At 73.3% G+C, this 18,975-nt stretch carries 19 protein-coding genes; 6 read left to right on the top strand and 13 right to left on the bottom strand.

All coding sequences use genetic code 11. From position 1 onward, the window contains the following. Nucleotides 1-64: 64 nt before the first annotated feature. From AB852_RS11995 to AB852_RS11985, 3 genes are all read right to left on the bottom strand, one after another. Nucleotides 65-1,045: an alpha/beta fold hydrolase gene (locus tag AB852_RS11995; RefSeq protein ID WP_073786848.1), complete on the bottom strand. Its 981-nt coding sequence runs from the start codon at nucleotides 1,043-1,045 to the stop codon at nucleotides 65-67. Between the two features lie 316 nt (nucleotides 1,046-1,361). Beyond that, the gene (locus tag AB852_RS11990) at nucleotides 1,362-2,009 is read right to left on the bottom strand and encodes a response regulator (RefSeq protein WP_073786846.1); all 648 of its coding nucleotides are present in this window, start codon (nucleotides 2,007-2,009) and stop codon (nucleotides 1,362-1,364) included. After that, nucleotides 2,006-3,253, bottom strand: coding sequence for a sensor histidine kinase (locus AB852_RS11985; protein ID WP_143201218.1), 1,248 nt, complete (start codon nucleotides 3,251-3,253; stop codon nucleotides 2,006-2,008). The genes AB852_RS11990 and AB852_RS11985 overlap by 4 nt, the downstream gene beginning before the upstream one ends. Before the next feature lie 291 nt (nucleotides 3,254-3,544). Between AB852_RS11985 and AB852_RS11980 the strand changes: the two genes are divergently transcribed. The 4 genes from AB852_RS11980 to AB852_RS11965 all read left to right on the top strand — a co-directional run bounded on the left by AB852_RS11980 (nucleotide 3,545) and on the right by AB852_RS11965 (nucleotide 6,559). Further along, a complete protein-coding gene (locus AB852_RS11980; protein ID WP_073786842.1) occupies nucleotides 3,545-4,480 on the top strand; it encodes an ATP-binding cassette domain-containing protein in 936 nt (311 codons plus the stop codon). After that, nucleotides 4,477-5,316, top strand: coding sequence for an ABC transporter permease (locus AB852_RS11975; RefSeq protein ID WP_079184532.1), 840 nt, complete (start codon nucleotides 4,477-4,479; stop codon nucleotides 5,314-5,316). Before AB852_RS11980 ends, AB852_RS11975 begins: the two co-directional genes overlap by 4 nt. A 381-nt stretch (nucleotides 5,317-5,697) precedes the next feature. Continuing rightward, the gene (locus tag AB852_RS11970) at nucleotides 5,698-6,138 is read left to right on the top strand and encodes a helix-turn-helix transcriptional regulator (RefSeq protein ID WP_073786839.1); all 441 of its coding nucleotides are present in this window, start codon (nucleotides 5,698-5,700) and stop codon (nucleotides 6,136-6,138) included. 10 nt (nucleotides 6,139-6,148) lie between these two features. Next, a complete protein-coding gene (locus AB852_RS11965; RefSeq protein WP_073787771.1) occupies nucleotides 6,149-6,559 on the top strand; it encodes a VOC family protein in 411 nt (136 codons plus the stop codon). A 63-nt stretch (nucleotides 6,560-6,622) separates the two neighbouring features. Here AB852_RS11965 and AB852_RS11960 read toward each other — a convergent pair whose 3' ends face one another. The 6 genes from AB852_RS11960 to AB852_RS11935 all read right to left on the bottom strand — a co-directional run bounded on the left by AB852_RS11960 (nucleotide 6,623) and on the right by AB852_RS11935 (nucleotide 12,507). After that, the gene (locus AB852_RS11960; RefSeq protein ID WP_073786837.1) at nucleotides 6,623-7,249 is read right to left on the bottom strand and encodes an MSMEG_1061 family FMN-dependent PPOX-type flavoprotein; all 627 of its coding nucleotides are present in this window, start codon (nucleotides 7,247-7,249) and stop codon (nucleotides 6,623-6,625) included. A 167-nt stretch (nucleotides 7,250-7,416) separates the two neighbouring features. Continuing rightward, nucleotides 7,417-8,379: an ABC transporter ATP-binding protein gene (locus tag AB852_RS11955; protein WP_079184531.1), complete on the bottom strand. Its 963-nt coding sequence runs from the start codon at nucleotides 8,377-8,379 to the stop codon at nucleotides 7,417-7,419. Continuing rightward, the gene (locus AB852_RS11950) at nucleotides 8,376-9,431 is read right to left on the bottom strand and encodes a FecCD family ABC transporter permease (RefSeq protein WP_073786835.1); all 1,056 of its coding nucleotides are present in this window, start codon (nucleotides 9,429-9,431) and stop codon (nucleotides 8,376-8,378) included. Before AB852_RS11950 ends, AB852_RS11955 begins: the two co-directional genes overlap by 4 nt. Beyond that, on the bottom strand, nucleotides 9,428-10,471 hold the full coding sequence (locus tag AB852_RS11945; protein ID WP_073786833.1) for a FecCD family ABC transporter permease: 1,044 nt from the start codon (nucleotides 10,469-10,471) through the stop codon (nucleotides 9,428-9,430). Before AB852_RS11945 ends, AB852_RS11950 begins: the two co-directional genes overlap by 4 nt. Further along, the gene (locus AB852_RS11940) at nucleotides 10,468-11,541 is read right to left on the bottom strand and encodes an iron-siderophore ABC transporter substrate-binding protein (protein WP_073786831.1); all 1,074 of its coding nucleotides are present in this window, start codon (nucleotides 11,539-11,541) and stop codon (nucleotides 10,468-10,470) included. The genes AB852_RS11945 and AB852_RS11940 overlap by 4 nt, the downstream gene beginning before the upstream one ends. Nucleotides 11,542-11,784: 243 nt before the next feature. After that, the gene (locus tag AB852_RS11935; RefSeq protein WP_073787769.1) at nucleotides 11,785-12,507 is read right to left on the bottom strand and encodes a helix-turn-helix domain-containing protein; all 723 of its coding nucleotides are present in this window, start codon (nucleotides 12,505-12,507) and stop codon (nucleotides 11,785-11,787) included. A gap of 456 nt (nucleotides 12,508-12,963) precedes the next feature. Between AB852_RS11935 and AB852_RS11930 the strand changes: the two genes are divergently transcribed. Beyond that, nucleotides 12,964-13,233 carry a hypothetical protein gene (locus tag AB852_RS11930; protein WP_079184529.1) on the top strand — a complete coding sequence of 90 codons (270 nt, stop codon included), beginning with the start codon at nucleotides 12,964-12,966 and terminating at the stop codon, nucleotides 13,231-13,233. A 47-nt stretch (nucleotides 13,234-13,280) separates the two neighbouring features. Here AB852_RS11930 and AB852_RS11925 read toward each other — a convergent pair whose 3' ends face one another. Further along, complete coding sequence (locus tag AB852_RS11925) at nucleotides 13,281-14,303, bottom strand: GAF and ANTAR domain-containing protein (RefSeq protein WP_073786829.1); 1,023 nt, start codon at nucleotides 14,301-14,303, stop codon at nucleotides 13,281-13,283. A 427-nt stretch (nucleotides 14,304-14,730) separates the two neighbouring features. On the opposite strand from AB852_RS11925, the gene AB852_RS11920 reads away from it, so the two are divergent. Beyond that, entirely contained in the window at nucleotides 14,731-15,234 is a 504-nt protein-coding gene (locus tag AB852_RS11920; RefSeq protein WP_178390994.1) for an STAS domain-containing protein, read from the top strand. 181 nt (nucleotides 15,235-15,415) lie between these two features. On the opposite strand, the gene AB852_RS11915 is transcribed toward AB852_RS11920, so the two are convergent. The 3 genes from AB852_RS11915 to AB852_RS11905 all read right to left on the bottom strand — a co-directional run bounded on the left by AB852_RS11915 (nucleotide 15,416) and on the right by AB852_RS11905 (nucleotide 18,919). Further along, the gene (locus AB852_RS11915) at nucleotides 15,416-15,865 is read right to left on the bottom strand and encodes an SRPBCC family protein (RefSeq protein ID WP_073787753.1); all 450 of its coding nucleotides are present in this window, start codon (nucleotides 15,863-15,865) and stop codon (nucleotides 15,416-15,418) included. Between the two features lie 245 nt (nucleotides 15,866-16,110). Continuing rightward, nucleotides 16,111-17,457 carry an ATP-grasp domain-containing protein gene (locus tag AB852_RS11910; protein ID WP_073786824.1) on the bottom strand — a complete coding sequence of 449 codons (1,347 nt, stop codon included), beginning with the start codon at nucleotides 17,455-17,457 and terminating at the stop codon, nucleotides 16,111-16,113. After that, the gene (locus tag AB852_RS11905) at nucleotides 17,441-18,919 is read right to left on the bottom strand and encodes an amidase family protein (RefSeq protein WP_245876757.1); all 1,479 of its coding nucleotides are present in this window, start codon (nucleotides 18,917-18,919) and stop codon (nucleotides 17,441-17,443) included. The genes AB852_RS11910 and AB852_RS11905 overlap by 17 nt, the downstream gene beginning before the upstream one ends. Nucleotides 18,920-18,975: the final 56 nt, after the last annotated feature.

The raw sequence follows: 18,975 nt of genomic DNA, 5'->3' as shown, positions 1-18,975 counted from the left end.
GGCACTCCCTGGCCGGAACCCTCCCGTGCCCCGGCCCGTGGCTCACCCTGCCCCCGGGCCCCGCTCACCCGGGCAGCGCGGCCAGCCAGTCGGTGAGCAGCCGGTTGACCTCGGCGGGCCGCTCCTGCTGGACCCAGTGGCCGCAGCCGTCGAGGACGGTGGACGAGAGCAGGCCGGGCAGCGTCGTGGGGAACGCCGCGACCGCCTCGGCCGACCACACCAGGGAGGCGTCGAGGCCACCGCCGATGAAGAGGGACGGCTGGGTGACCGGGGCGCCGTCGAGGTCCGCGAGATCCTCCCAGTCCCGGTCCATGTTCCGGTACCGCGTGAGGGCCCCGCGCATCCCGGTCCGCTCGAACTCCGCCGCGTAGAAGTCGAGTTCGGCGTCGCTGAGCCAGCCGGGCAGCGGCCCGGCGGGGAACCGCTCGCGCATCGTCCCGCCACGCCGCACGAAGTGCGGGTCGGGGGCGCCGGGCCCCGGCATCGTGCCGCCGGACAGCGCCGCGTAGAGACCGGCGAGCCAGCCGCGCACATCGGGCTCGATCTCGGCCTCGGCGCGGCCGGGCTCCTGGAAGTAGGAGACGTAGAACTCGTCCGCCCCGCCCATCCCGGCGAAGACCTCACTGGGCCGCGGACCGCCACGCGGTGTGTAGGGGACGCCGAGCAGCCCCACCGCGCGGAACACGTCCGGCCTGAGCAGGGCGGAGTTCGCCGCGACGGCCGACCCCCAGTCGTGCCCGACGATCACCGCGGACTCCTCGCCCAGCGCGCGCACCACCGCCGCGCTGTCCGCGACCAGCTCCCGCATCCGGTACGCGTCGGTGGCGGCCGGCCGGGAGGACCGCCCGTAGCCCCGGACGTCCATGGCGACGGCACGGTAACCTGCCGCCGCCAGCGCCGGCAGCTGATGCCGCCAGGAGTACCAGGACTCCGGGAACCCGTGCACCAGCAGCACCATCGGCCCGCTGCCCTGCTCCACCAGATGCGTCCGCCCCGCCCCCGACGGGACCAGCCGGTGGGTGACGTCCATGGCCTGCCGCGACATGAATCCTCCAGGACCCTCGCTCCTCCGGACGCCCGTGCCGGACGCCCGCTCTCCCGATCATCGGCGGAACCCCGCCCCCCACGCGACAGTTGTTGCCGAACCGGCAACCCCGGTAGGCGACGCCTCACCCGCAAGGCCGCATCCCGACCGCGCCAGGCCCGCCCGTCCCGTCCGGACCGTCCGACGGCAGCCGCCCACACCCCGGCCACCGCACCCGGACCCAGCTGGGAGAAACCCTGCGCGGTTCCGGGCCCACCGCGGGAACTGGGTACTCCCGGAACCCTCACCCGCAGGTGGCAGCCGTGCAGCCGTCCGCTCAGCCCCACCCCGCGTCCCGGGCGAGCAACGCGACCTGTACCCGGTTCGACAGGCCCAACTTGGCCAGGGCGCTGCTCACATGGGCCTTCACCGTGCTCTCCCCCATGGCGAGTTCCCGCCCGATCCCGGCGTTGGGCAGACCCCGGGCGAGGGCCCGTACCACCTCCTCCTCACGGCCTGTCAGCACCGACAGCCGTTCCCGGGCGCGGACCGCGTCGGCGGACTCCAGCCCGGCGAACACGTCGATCAGCCGTTTGGTGACCCTGGGTGCGAGCATCGCGCTGCCCTCGGCGACGGTGCGGATCGCGGCGGCCAGATCACGCGGTGAGGTGTCCTTGAGGAGGAACCCGGCGGCGCCGTGGCGCAGCGCCGTGTGCACATGGTCGTCGAGGTCGAAGGTCGTCAGCATGACGACATGCGGCGGATGTGCCGCGCGACGCACCTCCTTGAGCGCGGTCAGCCCGTCCGTCCCGGGCATCCGTACGTCCATCAGCACCACGTCCGGGCGGTGCCCGGCCACCGCGGCCACCGCCCCGCTCCCGTCGGCGGCCTCCCCGACCACCTCGATCCCCTCGGCCGGTCCGAGGATCATGCGCAGCCCGGCGCGTACCAGCGCCTCGTCGTCGACTATCAGGACCCGGATCATCCGTGTGTCTCCGACCGGGGCGGAGGGAGCGGCATCCGCGCGCGGACGACGAATCCGCCGTCCGCGCGGGCGCCCGCGGTGAACTCGCCGTCCAGCAGCTCGACACGCTCGCGCAGCGCGACGAGTCCCATGCCACTGCCCGGCAGTGGCTCGGCAGCGCTGTCGGCGCCGTTGCGGACCGCGATCTCCAGCCCGGTCCCGTGATAGCGGACCAGCACCTCGGTACGGGCCCCTGGGGCGTGCTTGTGCACATTGGTGAGCGCTTCGCGCACCACCCGGTAGGCCGCGTGCCCGACCAGCGGGGGCAACTGCCGCGGGGTGCCCTCGTCGCGCCGGGTGACCATGATCCCGGCGGCCCTCGACTCGTCGAGGAGTCGTGCGAGGTCCACCAGCGTCGGCGGCGGCCCGACCGCGGGCTCCTCGCCGTCCGAGCTCCGCAGCACCCCGAGCACGTCCCGGAGCTGGGCCAGTGCCTCACGGCCCGTGGTCCGGATGAGTTCCGCGCCGTCCGCCGTCGCCCGGTCCTTCGCGTTGACCTCCAGCGCCCCGGCGTGCAGCACCATCAGCGAGACCCGGTGGGCGACCACGTCGTGCATGTCCCGGGCGATCCGCGTGCGTTCGCGCACCCGGGCCCGCGCGGCGCGGGCCGCCTGCTCGCGCTCCAGCTGCGCGGCGCGTTCCCGCAGCCCCTCGACCACGTCCCGGCGGGCCAGGTTCCACAGCCCGAGTGCGAAGGGCAGCCCCACGAACAGGGCGGCCCCACCCAGCGCGGGCAGCAGATCCTCCCAGCTGACCTCCGCCCTCGCGAACGCGAGCCCGGCCGCCGTCGGCAGCAGGACGAGGACGACCGCCCCCGCCACGTACGCGATCCTGCGCGCGGGCTCCCGCACCGTGGCGGCCACGAGGTACGAGGCCGCGCACAGCGTCGTCCAGACCGACGCCACTACCCAGCCCGCGCACCCCACGACCACCAGCGGCGTCACCGGCGCCGAGCGAAGCCTGGGCAGCGCCAGGACCGAGAGCGCCGAACCCGCCCCGACCGCTCCGGCCAGCACAAGCCCCCACGGGGTGGACATCCCCGGCCCCGCCCCGAGGACCGGACCGCCCTGGGCCGGGACGAACGCCCCGCCCATGAGCAGCACCGCCGACGGCCAAGGGCCGCAGCGGCCGAACCGCCCCCGTGAGCGCCCCCGGAGCGGGGTGCCCGGTCGGGGGCCGGCGGCGGTGCTGGATCGACTGGTCACCCGCCGAGCCTAAGGGCGTCGCGCGGCACAGGTCGTCCGCCGGAAGTCGCTCCCCACCCCCCACGCAAGGAGGAGACCGGCCCGCGCCCAAGTGCGGTCCCGCCATGGACTTCCCGCCGATGCGGCGGCCCGGTCCGCCCTTCCACACTCGCTGCCATGACACGGACGACAGCCACCGCGCACGACCCACGGACGGCGGTGACCACCGGTGCGTAGCCATCGACACCCGCCCCTGGCAACGCCTTTGAGCGGCCCGCTCCCGGCGGACCGGCGCCACGACGGGACGGCGACATGATCACCCTGCACGGACTCACCAAGACCTACGGCACGGTCCACGCCGTGCACGAACTGACCCTCGACGTCCACCCCGGCCGGGTGACCGGCTTCCTCGGCCCCAACGGCGCCGGGAAGTCGACCACCATGCGGATGATCCTCGGCCTCGACCGCCCGACCGCGGGCCGCGCCCTGGTCGCGGGACGCCGCTACGAGGATCTGCGCCGCCCCCTGCGCGAGGTCGGCGCCCTCCTGGACGCCAAGGCAATGCACCCGGGACGGACCGCCGCCAACCATCTGCTGGCCATGGCCCGCAGCAACGGCATCCCCCGGCGGCGGGTGGACGAGGTGCTCGACGCGGTCGGACTGACGGCCGTCGCGGGACGGCGGGTCGGGCTGTTCTCCCTCGGGATGGGCCAGCGGCTGGGGGTCGCCGGGGCCCTGCTCGGCGACCCCGGAGTGCTGATCTTCGACGAACCCGTGAACGGCCTCGACCCCGACGGGGTGCGCTGGATACGCCGCACCTCCCGGTCCCTCGCCGACGAGGGCCGCACCGTTTTCCTCTCCAGCCATCTGATGAGCGAACTCCAGCAGACCGCCGACCAGGTCGTCGTCATCGGCCGGGGACGGCTGATCGCCGACACCCCGGTCCCGGAGCTGATCGGACGCAGCGCGCTGGGCACCGTCCGGGTCCGGGTCCCCGACGCGCGGGGCCGGGCGGATCTGGTGCCGATGATCACCACGGCGGGTTTCGCCGTGGAGAGCGCCGACGGCGACACGCTCGTGGTGCACGGCGCCACGGCCGGGCAGATAGGTGACCTCGCCCATCGGAGCGGGACCCGGCTGCACGAACTGCGCCTCCAGGAGCCCTCGCTCGAAGAGGCCTACATGGAACTGACCTCCGGCAGTGTCGAGTACGGCACCGCCCGGAACGCGGACGGGACTGATCGATGACACCCGAGCACGACACGACGACCACCACCACGAACGCCCGCAAGGCGGGCCGGCGTACCGGCGGGACCGGGAGCCGCGGCGGGCTGACGGGAGCCGTCGCCGCCGAGTGGACCAAACTTTGGGGTGTGCGCTCCACCTGGGTGTGCCTGGCCGCCACGGCCGCCCTGCTGATCACCTACACGGTGATCGCGGGTGTCTCGGCCCGGTCCGCGCCGGACAGCGGCACCGCGCTGCCGACCGCGCCGCTGGACAATGTCGCCACCGGGGCGGTCTTCATGGGGCAGTTCGCGGTGCTGGCCCTCGCGGCCATGGTCATCGCGACCGAGTACGCGACCGGCGGCATCCGCACCACCCTCCAGTGGGTGCCGATCCGTCACCGCATGCTGCTGTCCAAGAGCCTGGTGCTCTTCCCGGTGCTGTTCGTGACCGGTCTGCTCCTCACCCCGCTCGCGCTGGCCGCGGCCGTCGCCTCGCTCGGCGCCGCCGCGGACCCGGTCACCGCCGGGGCGGTCGTGGGCCGGACCCTGGCGGTCGGCGGTTACCTCGGCGCGGTCGGGGTGATCGTCATCGGCATCGGCACGGCACTGCGCAGTGTCGCGGGCACGGTCACCGTGGGCTTCCTCGTGCTGCTGGTCCTGCCCATGACCCTCCAGACCCTGTCGGTGGAGTTCCTCGCGCGGACGGCCGACTATCTGCCCGGCCCGGCCGGTATGACCCTGATGGGCATCGCCGAGTCCGACGCGTACGGCACCACCGGCGCGGTCGCGCTGCTCTGCTTCTGGGCCCTGGCCGCGAACGCGGTCGGATACGGGGTACTGCGCACCCGCGACGCCTGATCCGCCGCGCGGGCCGTCCCGGGTCCCGCATCCCCCGCGGGGCCCGGGACCTCCCCCGCCGTCGGCCCGGACATACCCTCTGACCACCGACGACCGTGGGTAAGGGTAGCCTTCGCCGCCGCTGTTCGTCTCCCCTCGGCGGGCGTCGGCACAAGCGTTTTCCCTCCAGGGCCCGCCACCTCCCCGCGGCGGCCCGGAAACGTCGTCCGCCCCGCACGGAACGACACCCCGCCGAGCCCCGCCACGTACGACCCGGCACCCCGCCACCTACGACCGGCGCCCCCTCCCCGTACGACCCGAGAGCCGCCGCCGTCCGCGGCCCCGGCCACCGCTCACCCGCCGTACCGCCGCCCCCGGGGACCCGGTGATAGCGTCGTTCGCATGACCCCGGAAGAGCTCGCCGACCTCGCTCATCTGCGCCGTGCCCGGGATCTCATGGACCGCGAGTACGCGCGGCCGCTCGACGTGCCGACGATGGCCCGCCACGCGCTGATGTCGCCGTCGCACTTCTCGCGGCGGTTCCGGGCGGCGTACGGCGAGACCCCGTACAGCTATCTGATGACCCGCCGGATCGAGCGGGCGATGGCGCTGCTGCGCGGCGGTATGAGCGTGACCGACGCGTGCATGGCCGTCGGCTGTACCTCGCTCGGCTCGTTCAGCTCGCGGTTCACCGAGCTGGTGGGGCAGCCGCCGAGCGCGTACCGGGGGCAGGAGCACAGCGCGGTGGCGGCGATGCCCGCCTGCGTCGCGAAACTGCGCACCCGCCCGACGAAGAATCCGCCGAGCAGGATTCGAGAAGCGGGCGACGCCACCGCTGCCTAACGTGGTCGGCATGAACATCGCACTCCAGTACTGCCACATCACCGTGAACGACCCCGACGAGTCGCTCGCCTTCTACCGGGACGCGCTCGGCCTCGAAGCGCGCAACGACGTCGCCTCCGGCGGATTCCGCTGGGTCACCCTCGCCAGCCCGACCCAGCCGGACCTGGAGATCGTGCTCTCGGAACCCCACGCGGGCCGTTCCCAGGCCGACGGCGACGCCATGCAGGCCCTGCTCACCAAGGGTGTCCTGCCGAACATCGTCTTCAGCACCGACGATGTCGACGGGGCCTTCGAGCGGGTCCGGTCATCGGGCGCCGAGGTGCTCCAGGAGCCCATCGACCAGCCCTGGGGCCCGCGCGACTGCGCGTTCCGCGACCCCTCGGGCAACATGGTGCGCATCCAGCAGGCGGCCAAGGCGTAACGGGCCCGGTCCGACGGGCCGCACCGGACCCCGGTGCGGCGGGCCCGGGCGGCGCGGACCGCGTCAGACGCTCTCCCAGGTCGTGGTGTCCCACAGTCCCGAACGGTTCAGGGACGCCGCGCAGTGCCGGTAGACCTCGTCGATCTCGATCAGGACGGCGAGGTCGGGACGCCGGCCGCGCGAGGCCATCGCGTCGAAGAACGGGGCGTCGGTCAGGACCCGGGCCCTGCCGTTGATCCGCAGGACGTCCTGGCTCCCGGGCACGAGGTAGAGCAGACCGGCGTGCGGATTGCCGAGGATGTTGTGGAGGCTGTCGCCCCGCCGGTTGCCCCGGCGCTCCGGCAGCGCCAGGGTCCCGGGGGCCACGACATGGGTGAAGCCGGGCACGTCGCCGCGCGGGGAGACATCGCAGGAGCCGTGTGCGTCGGAGGTGGCCATCAGGCAGAACGCGGAGCGGGCCAGGACATCCAGGTCGTCCGCGTCGAGCCGGGTGTGCACCTTGTCGATGACGATCGGATGCGGTTCGCCCAGGATCTCCCGCAGCTCCGCGGCCGAGCCCACCTCGGTGAACCCGGACCGGCAGTCGCTCCCGTCCGGTGAAGGGGCGCCGACGGGACACGCGGTCCCGCCCGCTCCGGCCGGGACACCGGCCGTCCCGGCGGACGGGGCCGCGTCGTGCTCGTCGGTCATGGCGGCGGTCCTGCTGGGCAAGTCGACTCCCGGTGGTGGGTGTGAGGGGTGCGCGGGCCGCGCGGGTGAGCTGGGTGGCCCCGGTGTCCGTGACCGGGGCGCCGTGGTGTGCGGCGCTCGGACCCCGGCGCCGCGTCAAGCCGTCAGGCCATCAGGCCGTCAAGCCATCAGCCGGAGTTGTCCGCGGGCACCGGCCGATGGCCCTGCGCGGGTGCGGGTACCGGCTGATCGCCCTCCGCCGGACCGGGTACCGGCTGCTTGCCCTCGGCAGGACCGGGTACCGCCCGCTCCCGCTCCGCGCGAGCGGGCACCGGCCCCTCCCGCCCCTCCGGCCTGACGCCGTGCCGTCCGATGGGCAGCATCAGGGGCCGGCCGGAGACCGGGTCCTCGATGATGCGGCTGCGCAGACCGAACACCGCGCGGACGTTCTCCTCCGTCAGCACCTCGTCCGGTGTCCCGGCGGCGTGCAGCCGTCCCCCGGCGAGGGCGACGATGTGGTCCGCGTACCGGGCGGCGAGGTTGAGGTCGTGCAGGACCATCACGACGGTCGTGCCCCGGACGCGGTTCAGATCCGTCAGCAGGTCCAGCACCTCGACCTGGTGGCTCGCGTCGAGGAAGGTGGTGGGCTCGTCCAGCATCAGGATGTCCGTCTGCTGGGCGAGCGCCATCGCGATCCACACCCGCTGGCGCTGCCCGCCGGACAGTTCGTCCACGGAGCGGTCGGCGAGGGCCGTGGTGTCCGTCGCCTCCAGCGCCGCCGCCACGGCCGCGTCGTCCTCGGCGTTCCAGCGCGAGAACACCCGCTGATGCGGATGGCGTCCCCGGCCGACGAGGTCACCGACGGTGATCCCCTCCGGCGCGACCGGCGACTGGGGCAGCAGCCCGAGCGTGCGGGCGAGTGCCTTCGCGGGCAGCCGGTGCACCTCCTTCCCGTCCAGGACGACACGGCCCGCGCGGGGCGCCAGCAGCCGGGACATGGACCGCAGGAGCGTCGATTTGCCGCAGGCGTTCGCACCGACGATCGCCGTGATCCCGCCCGGCGGCACCGGCAGGTCCAGGGACTCCACGACGACGCGGTCGCCGTAGCCGAGGGTGAGCCCCTCGGCCGCCAGGGAGTGGGTCGTGGTCACAGGGAGCCTCCCGCGCGGTTGGTGCGGATGATCAGGTGGACGAGATAGGGAGCGCCGAGCACACCGGTGACGACGCCGACCGGGAAGCGGGTGTCGAAGGCGAACTGACCGGTGAGATCGGCGACCAGCACCAGCAGCGCGCCGACCAGCGCGGCGGGCACCAGCGGCGAACCGCCGGACCCGGTGATCCGCGCCGCGATGGGCCCGGACAGGAACGCGACGAAGGCGATCGGCCCGGCCGCCGCCGTGGCGAACGCGATCAGCCCGACCGCGGCGACGATCACCGTGATCCGGGTGCGTTCGACGCGGACCCCGAGGGCGGCGGCGGTGTCGTCCCCGAGCTGCATCGACGACAGATCGCGCGCCCGCGACAGCAGCACGGGGGCCAGCACCGCCAGCGCCGCGGCGGCGGGCACGGTCTCGTTCCACGTGGTGCCGTTGAGGCTGCCTGTCAGCCAGCGCATCGCCTCCTGGAGATCCCACTCGGCGGCCTGGGAAAGCACATACGCGATCAGGCTGTCGAGCATCGCGGCGATACCGATCCCGATGAGGATCAGCCGGGTGCCCACCACCCCGTCCTTGAAGGCCAGGGTGTAGACGAGCAGCGCCACGGCGAGGGCGGCGGCGATCGCCACGCCCGACACCTGCGAACCCCCGAGGGACAGCGTGACGATCGCGACGGCCGCCGCCGCGCTCGCGCCCGAACTGATGCCGATGACATCGGGGCTGGCGAGCGGATTGCGGAGCATGGTCTGGAAGGTGACACCGGCCAGCCCGAAGCTCAGGCCCGCCACCACGGCGAGCACCGCCCGCGGCAGCCGCAGCCGCCCGACCGTGAACGACGCCCCCGGCACCCGCTCACCGAGCACCACCCGGATCACGTCGTCGAGCGGGTAGTACGTCCGCCCGACCATCAGGGTCACCGTGAACACGGCCACCACGGACCCGGCCAGCACCAGGGTGACCGTGCGACGGCGAACCGCCCGGCGGGCCCGGCCGCGTGCCACGGCCGCGGTGGAGGACGGCGGTGGGGGGAGGACGACGGCGCTCACAGGGCACGCACTTTCTGCCGGCGGACGATCCAGATGAAGAACGGGGCGCCGATCAGCGCCGTCACGATGCCCACATCGACCTCGGCGGGCCGGGCGACCACCCGCCCGGCCACATCGGCCGCCGTGAGCAGTGCCGCGCCCAGCAGCGCGGAGAAGGGCAGCAGCCACCGGTGGTCCACCCCGGCGAGCAGCCGGCAGGCGTGCGGGACGACGAGACCGACGAAGGCGATCGGCCCGGCGACCGCGGTCGCCGCGCCGCACAGCACGACGGCGCCGAGCGCGGCCGTGCCCCGGGCCAGGGCGACCCGCTCGCCGAGGCCCGCCGCGAGTTCCTCACCGAGCGCCAGCGAGTTCAGCGCCTTGGCCGACACCAGACAGATCACGAACCCCACCACGAGGAACGGCAGCACCTGCCCGATACGGTCGAAGGAGGCGCCGCCCACCCCGCCGATCTGCCAGAGCCGGAAGCTCCCGGCGATGTCGTTGCGCGGCAGCACCACGGCGGTCACCAGCGAGGCGAACGCGGCCGAGGTCGCCGCCCCGGAGAGCGCCAGTTTCAGGGGTGTGGCGCCGCCCCTGCCCAGCGAACCGACGCCGTACACGAATGCGGCCGACAGCGCGGCCCCCGCCATCGCGACCCAGATGTACCCGACGGGGGAGGAGAGCCCGAAGAACGCGACCGCCGTGACCACGGCGAGCGACGCGCCCATGTTGACGCCCAGGATGCCCGGATCGGCCAGCGGATTGCGCGTCACCCCCTGCATCACGGCGCCCGCGAGACCCAGCGCCGCCCCGATCAGCACGGCGAGCACCGTGCGGGGTATCCGCTTGACGGCGGCGGCCTGCTCCAGGGTCGTGTCCGAACCGCCGAGCGCGGCCCAGACGTCGGACCAGCCGACGGCCCGGGAACCGAACGCGACGGAGGCCACCATCAGCGCGGCCAGCACGACGACCGCCGCGAGGAGCCACAGCGGCCGGGCACGCACCGGACGCCGCACCACGGCGGCGTCCGGTGTCCGACGGGCGGGGACGGTCGTCACTTGACCTTGTCCGCGGCCTTGGCGAGCGCGGCCACGTAGTCCTCCAGCACCCACGAGATCGACAGCGGCGTCGGGTTGGCCGCCGTCGCCAGCGGCGAGCTGCCGGGCAGCAGATACATCGAGCCGCGCTCGACCGCGGGGATCTTCGACAGCAGCGGGTCCTCGCGCAGCGTCTTCGTCAGCGCGCCCTTGCCGTCGCCGTAGCCGGTGATGATGTCGACGTCGTCGAACACGTCGACCTGCTCGGCGCTGCGCGTCAGCGCGAACTTGTCCGTGCCCTTCGACGCCTTGGCGACGCTGCCGGGGATCCTCAGCCCGAGGTCCTCGAAGAACAGCGTCCGGGTGTCGTGCGCGGTGTAGTAGCCGATCTTGCTGACGTCACCGGGGTCGACATGGGTCATGAACATCGCCGACTTGCCCTTGAGCTGCGGGTACTTGGCGACGGTCCGGCTGATGTCGCCCTCCAGCTCCCCGATCAGCTTCTCGCCCTCGTCGGCGAGCCCGATGGCCTTGCTGTTGCTCCGTACGATCTCCCGCCACGGGGTCGCCCACGGGGCGTCCGGGTACGCCACCACGGGGGCTATCTCGCTGAGGGTGGCGTAGTCCTGCTTCGTCAGACCGGAATAGGAGGCGAGGATGACGTCCGGGTCGGTGTCCGCGACGGCTTCGAAGTCGATGCCGTCGTTCTCGTCGAACAGGACGGGGGTCTTGGCGCCCAGCTCGTCCAGCTTCTTCTCCACCCAGGGCAGCACCCCGTCGCCGTCGTCGTCACCGAAGTCCGCCGAGGCCATGCCGACCGGGACGACGCCGAGGGCCAGCGGCACCTCGTGGTTGGCCCAGTTCACCGTGGCGACGCGCTTCGGCTTCTCCTTGAGGGTGGCCTTGCCCAGCGCGTGCTCGACCGTGAGCGGGAACGTGCCGGAGGACTTCCCGGACGGCTCGGCGGACGAAGAGGAATCCTTCTCCGCGCCGTCCTCGCCGTCGCCCCCGGCATCGGTGGGACCGCCGCAGGCCGCGAGGGTCAGAAGTGCGGCGGCCGTGCTGAACAGCCGCAGACGGTATGAACGCATGATGGTGAGAACCCCACTGTCCGGATGCCAGGTGCCGGTCCTCGCACGTACTGGGTCCCGGGATGCCGTCGTGGAGTGTGTGCACCGAACTGAACGCAAGCACTTAGGTAAGGCTTGCCTTTGAACTGTAGGAGAACGCCGCGCGGTGTCGCAACCAGCCCTTTTGGACAGCCGATGTAGCGATCGGGACGCCCGCCCGCGCGTACGGGGGCGAGGGACCCGCCCCTGGTCGGGGAACGCTCCTCAGAGCACCCGGAACGTGCCCGGGGTGAGCCCGGTCGTCCGCCGGAACGCCGCCCCGAAGGCGCTCGCCGACCGGTACCCGACCTCTTCGGCCACCGCCTCCACGTCCCAGCCCCGGCTCAGCAGGGCGACGGCGTGCTGGGCCCGGACCGAGGCGATCCAGCGCGCGAAGCTGGTCCCCGTCTCCGCGTTGAACGCACGGCTGATGGTCCGGCCGCTCACCCCCAGCTCCGTTGCCCAGTCCGCGAGGGTGCGCCGGTCGCCCGGATCTGCCCGCAGCGCCGCGGCGATCGGCCGCAGCAGCGCCGACGCGGGCGCCTGGACCAGCAGTTCGCGCGGCGACGGTTCGAGCACGTCGAGCACCATCGCCTCGGTGGTCGCCCGTGAGGCGGCGGAGAGCCCGGGAGCGCCGAGCCGCTCCAGCAGCAGCCGCAGCAGCGGGGTGATCTCCACGGCCACCGGTGCCGGGGAGATGGACGGTGTGGTGTGGAACCCGAAGAAGCTCGCCCGGAACCAGGTCCCCGCCACCGCCGAACCCGAGTGCAGGGTGCCCGCCGGCATCCACAGACCGAGCGCGGGAGTGATCGTCCAGACCCGCGCCCCGACCACCGCGGTCGACGCGCCGCGCCCGTTCCACAGCAGCTCGTGGAACGGATGGGAGTGCTCGCCCCAGGTGGTGTCGTGCGCGACGACCTCGTCGTACGACTGGACGGCGAACGGCATCACCACCGCCCCCGCGGCGACCACCGGCAGCGACCGCGTCTCCCGCCCCGCCACCGGTACGACCCCGTCGGCTCCGGCACCCGCACGCGGCCCGGCACCCGCACGCGGCCCGGGAGCCGCCGGGTCCGGCGAGCGGACCGCGTCGGCGGCCGGACAGGGCGTGGCCTCAGGACGGGGGAGCGGCATCCCCACACCCTAGGACGGCTCCCGCCCCGGCCGGACGGCGGCCCGCGGCCCGGACGGCGGCCCGCGGCCCGGACGACGGCCCGCGGCCCGGTCACGTGACCCGCCACCCCGGAACGACCCGGACCGGAAGGCATGGCCGAGGGGGAGCGGGGCAGGCGGGGCGGAACGGAGAACGGCCGTTCGGGACCGGTCCCGCCCGCAGGGGCCGGGACGCCGTACATATCGGCACGGCGGTGCCCGTCGGCCGGGCCACAGGAAGGTGACCCACGCATGAGCGACCAGGAACGGACGAGCGACCGGGAAGAGCCGAGCGACCGGGCGGAGGGCGACAAGCCGAAGGTGCCGCTGCCCCGCGACCCCGAGGACCAGCAGGCGGACGGCGACCACGACGACGACCCGCTGGCGATCATCGCCCCCGACGGACCGGAGCAGGACGAGGAACCCCCCGGCACCGACGCAACCGGCCCGGAACCCGAGGACGACCCCCGGGACGGCCGCGTCCACCCCGAGCACCCCGTTCCCGACGAACCGACGGGCTGACCCGCCGGACCGCCGCCCGCGCCCGGCGGGCGGCACAGCGCCGGACGCTACGGCCGCACACCGTCCGTCCGGCCGTCCGTCCGGCGCCGGGCGGAGTCCTCCGCCGCCGGTCCCGGGGCGGCCCCGGAGGACGCCGATGACGGCGGCCCGGCGGAGGCCGCACCGCTCGCTCTCCTGTGCAGGTCCTCCAGCGCGTCCAGAACAGTCGTGCGCCGGTACCAGGACAGCCACCGGCCCACCGCCGTACCCGTCTCCCGCAAGGCACCGATGCGCGCCGCGCTGAAATCGTTCAGCGGACGCTCGTGATGGGAGGAGATCATGCCCAGCGGGACCCCATGGGGGTCGACCAGCGGGACGCTGTGACAGGCGCGGCTCCCGGCCCGCAGGATGACCCGCCGCGATTCCTCGTCGAACAGGTCCGCGGTGCTCACATCGCGGACGGTGACCTGCCGCCGCTGCTCCGCCGCGTACCCGCAGGACGTCGCCGAGCTCGGACTGCCGACGAAGGCGAAGAAGTCGGTGAACTGGCGGTCCAGACCGGTGTGCCTCTCCAGTCTGAGGACGCCGTTCCCGGCCGCCAGCTGGACATTGCCCATGTCCGTCTCCGTGACGTCCAGGACCCGCCGCATCGCGGCCTTCAGCACCTCGGGCAGCCGCACGGGACGATCCTGGTCGATCCCCAGCAGCGGCAGAGGCGGCGGGGCGCTCCGGCCCCGGCCGGGGAACCACAGATCCGCCCCGGGACCGGGGCCGGGCACGCGCACCACCGCGTCGGCGAGGGTATGCATCTTGATGTTGAGGCGCTGCGAGGTCTCGCGCAGCAGGTCGAACGCCGTCTGCGCGGAGGCGAGACGGTAACGCTCCAGCAGGACGTCCTGCGCCGCCGATATCGCGTCGCGGGCCAGCAGCCGATTCCGTGACCCGGCGTCCGACTCTGCGGGCTGAACGGTCCCGTCCCGCTGATCCCGCTGTTCATCCGCGGGAACAGCGGCAACACCGGGAACAGCGGCAACTGCGGGTACACCGGGTACACCGGGAACAGCGGGGTGATTGTGCGGGCTCTCCCGCATTTCCATATGCATAGCTCGGTCGCTCCACGGGACGCAAGACAACTCTTCATCGCGGCCGGAGGCCAGTGCGCAGCCTGCCACGGTAATCCCCCGTTTCCCAAGCATGGGCCGGAACGCCCCGACCCAAACGCGCGCGGAGCAGGCCGAGATGCGTGCGAGGGCGTCCGCGGGGTCGCCGGGCACCCGCGGGAGGATGGGTTTGCCGGGGTGGGACCCGGGCAGATTCGGAACACGTGCTTCGGAAAGCAGGCACACCTGCGGGGCCGGACCGGACGGTCCGCCCGGTGAACGGACGAGCCCTCGTACCGCGACAGGCGCTCCCCTTCACCCTGCCCCCGTTACGTGACCCTGTTCTGCCTGGAGCCGGCCCCATGAGAACTCCCCGCGCCGCGCTGTGCACCCGTCCCCGCCGCACCCGGGCGGACGCGTGATCCGGCGCCCGGTCTTCGCGCACCGGACGACATTCGCCCCGGGGCGGACGGCGGACGCGCAATGGGCCACCATCCGTCTGTCGGGAGAACTGGACCTCGAATCGGGTGCGGAGTTCGACACCGTGGTCGAGCTCAACCTGGCCTGCCGTCCGGCGGGTATCCGGGTCGACCTGACCGCCCTGCGGTTCATGGACTGTGCCGGGCTGCGGCACCTGGAGAGCGCGGCCGAAGCGGCGGCCCGGGCCGGCGTGCCCTTCTCCTTCTGCGGTACCCGACAGCCCCTCATCGACCGGCTCATGCGGCTGACGGGCTCCCCCCTGCTGTCCGCCACCGGAGGAGGCGACTGCGGCATCCGCGGGGGCCCGGCCCCGGCCGGGGCCCGGCTGAGCGAGGTGCTGCACGGCTACTGGGAACGCGTCCTGAGGATGTCCATGCTCACGGTCGCCGGTGGCACCATCCTCAGTTCGCTCCTCGTGGCCGCCCTGGTCCAGGCCGACTGAAGGACGGCCGCCGGAGCAGGCCGACCGGAGGACGGCGCAGGACGGCGCACCCCCGGGAGGCGCGCGCCCGTACGGCACACGCCTGAGGGCCCGGCCGCGCCCCCGGGGGAAGGGGCGGGCCGGGCCCTCAGGACCGGGCGGGGACGCGGTGTTCACCGGTGTCCCCGCCGGGGTCAGGCGGTCAGGCGGTGCCGCGCCAGGCGCCGGTCTCGGTGCCGCGCGCCTCGATGAACTCCTTGAAGTTCTTCAGATCGCCCTTGGCCTGGCGGCGGACGAAGCCGAGCTTGTCGCCGACGGTGTCGGTGATGCCCTGCGGATCGTGGTCGAGCTGGAGCATGACCTTGGTCCGGGTGTCGTCGAGCCGGTGGAAGGTGACCACCCCGGCCTGACGGATCTCACCCGCCACCGTGGTCCAGGCGACCCGCTCGTCGGGCCGCTGCTCGGTGATCTCCGCGTCGAACTCCCGGCTCACCCCGTCCACCTTGGTGACCCAGTGCGTCAGCGTGGACGTGAGCTGCTCGATCCGTTCCACCGCGTCCATGAACCGCGGGAACTCCTCGAACTGCGTCCACTGGTTGTAGGCCGTGCTCACCGGGACGGCGACCTCGACGGATTCCTCGATCTTCGACATCATCGCTCCCTTTACGTCGTCGTTCCGAACGTGTGACAGACGATCGGGTACCCGGCCGATCGCCTCCCACACCCCGGCCGGCGCCGCCGGGTCAGGGAACCCGTCCCGCGACGATCTGGGGCACCGCCGTCAGGCCGGGACCCCTCGACCACGCGAGAGCCGTAGCCCACGAGAGCCGTAGCCCACGAGCCGCGATGACCACGAGCCGCCCCCCCCAGCCGCTGCCGCCGCCCCGGTCGCCGCCGCTACGAGCGGCTGCCCGCGGTCGGCCTGCTGAACGGGGTTCCGGCCTCGGCCATGGCGGCGTTGACGGCCCGGTGCGCCTCGCCGCCGATGCGCTCCGCCTCCGCCGCGCTCTCGGCGCACACGATGATGCCCAGCGAAGGCCGGTGCCGGGCCAGCGCGCGGACGGTCGTCGGATAGGCGCGGACGCCCTTCGCCCACAGTTCCTCGAACACCGGGCGGATGTGTTCCGTGTACGAGGCGATACCGGTGAGCCGCAGGGGCAGGGCGTCATGGCTGTAGACGGCCGGGCTGTCGTCGGCCCAGCGCTCCGCGAGCGCGATCCCGTGCATGGCACCCGTACGACGGGCGTTGATCTCGGTGACGTAGAGCTCTCCGTCGGCACCGAGCAGGCAGTCGAGCGAGAACCAGCCCCGGTACCCGAGGGACCGGACGAACGCGTGGACGGTGGTGCTCAGCTCGGCGAGCCGTTTCTCCAGAGCGGGTTCGAGGACACCGGGGCCGAGGGTCAGACTGCGGTACCGCAGTCCGTCGACGCCGAGCATGCTGTACTCCAGCCGCGGCTCCTCGTCGTCATCGACGAGGATGTCCACCGCCGGACAGTCGGCCGCGTGCTCGACGTAGTCCTGCACGGTCAGCGGGAAGGTACCGAAGAAGGGTTCGCGCCTCATCGTCTCCCAGAAGCGGGCCATCCCGTCGCCCTCGCTCCGCGCGAGGGCGGAACCGTAGCCGCCGACGCCGTACATGCTCTTCACCACGGCCCTCCCGCCGCCGCCCGCGATCGCCGTGACCGCGCCCTTGAGCTGGTCCCAACTGGCGACCGAGATACCCCGCGGCACCCGGAACCCCGGGATGTGCGTGGCGAGATCGGTGCAGCTCAGCTTGGATTCCAGGTACTCGCACGACCAGTAGTGCCGGGATTCTGCGATGTCCAGCAGGACTTCCCGCCCCTGGCTGCGGAGCACCGAGGCCAGCGCGTACAGCTCGGGTGCCGCCCCCCACGACACGAACCGCACCACGCGCGCTCCGCTGGTCGCCTCGTACAGCGCGGCGAGTGCCCGGTCGTCCTCCAGGAGGTCGTGGACCAGCCGTCCGGTGGTCGGCGCCGGTGAGACGACCGGGGGAACGGAGCCGCCGAGACCGGCGTGGACATCGGCGAGCCACTCCGGCGAGTAGCCGGCCGGGAGCACGAGCACACGGTTCTCGTCGCTCCAGAAGACGCACTGGTCGGCGAGGTTCGTACCGTGCTCCAGGAGGTCGCGTTCCACCCCCGGGTCGAGATCCAGGAGCGGGCGTTTCAGATTGAACTCGACGATGTTCGGGATGACCAGGTCAATGGTCTCGGGCATGCTCTTCCGCCTTCCCAGACGTACTGCGCGAGAGGGGTACGAGGACCGGGGGCCGGCCGAGGGGCGGCAGCGCCTGTTCCAGGGTCCTGGCGAGCGCGAGCGTGGTGCGGTCACCGAGATACGGCCCGGCGACCGCCACACCGACCGGCAGTCCGCGGCCGGTCCGCCCGGCGGGGACCACCGTCGAGGGCAGATGGCACACACCGGTCAGCCCGGCCCAGACGATCTGGTCCCAGTAGGGACGGCGACCGCCGTTCACCAGGATGTCCCGTTCGGCGAAGGGACGGTGGTCGTGCGGCTGCGCCGCGGTCGGGGCCACCGGAAGCAGGATCGCGTCGTACTCCTCGAAGAACCGCCCCCAGCGGAGCTGCATCCTGGCCCGGGCGGCATCGGCGTCCGCCCAGGCCCGATGGGTCTGCCCGACGTGCTCGGCACCGAGATCCGCGCCCGGGACCCCTTCGCCGCGGACGATCCCCTCGGCGTCGCGCACCGAGTAACGGCCGAACGCGACCGGCGCGAGCAGCGCGCGGAAGACCCGGTCGCTCGCGTCCAGCCGGATGCCCTTCGGGGTGGCCCGCTCCACCACGGCACCCGTGTCGGCCAACCGGTCCGCCACGTCTTCGAGCACCCGGCGGACCTCCGCGTCCACCGGGCAGTACGGGTCGTCGAACCAGACCGCCACCCTCCTGACCGGGCGGGCCGGCGGCAGTTCGAGCCGCCAGGCGGGCGCGTCATGGGAGTCGGGCCCCGCGACGGCGTCGAACACGGCGCTCAGATCGTCCGCGGTACGGGCGAGCGGACCCACGACGGTCAGATCGGGGACCGTATGGGCGAACGGCAGCGGCGGGACATGCCCGTACGTCGGCACCGTACGGAAACTCGGTTTGTGCCCGAAGACACCGCAGTGCGACGCGGGAACACGGATCGAACCGGCGACGTCGGAGCCCAGCTCGACCGGGGTGAACCCGGCGGCGACCGCCCCCGCCGACCCCCCTGAGGAACCTCCCGTGGAGAAGCCGGTCCCCCATGGGTTGCGCGCCGTGCCGAACAGCTCGTTGTACGCCTGCACATCGCCGGAGAACTCTGGCAGATTCGTCTTGCCGAAGACGACACATCCCGCCCGGCGCAGCGCCGCCACCGCGTCGGCGTCACGGACGGGCACATGGCCGGACAACGCGGCGGCGCCGCCGGTGGTACGCAGACCGGCGGTCGCGAAGCAGTCCTTGACCGTCATGGGGACACCGTGCAGGGGCGGCAGCAGATCACCGCGCGCGGTCGCCGCGTCCGCCTCCTTCGCGTCGGACATCGCCTGCTCGCTCAGGGTCACGACCAGCCCCAGCCCGGGGTTGTGCCGTTCGACCGCGGCGAGGAGCGCCGCAAGGTACTCCCGCGCCGAGACCTCCCGCGCGGCGATCGCCTTGGCGGCTCTGACCGCCGGCCACCAGCACAGCTCCTCGTCCACGCCCAACGCGCCACCACCTCTTGTCGTCGGGGCCCCGCCCCCGGGCCCTGGGACCG

The sequence above is a fragment of the Streptomyces uncialis genome, assembly GCF_001905345.1.
GTDB lineage: Bacteria > Actinomycetota > Actinomycetes > Streptomycetales > Streptomycetaceae > Streptomyces > Streptomyces uncialis.
The sequence above is the reverse complement of the archived record's forward strand: the minus strand, read 5'-3'. Positions and strand labels throughout refer to the sequence as shown.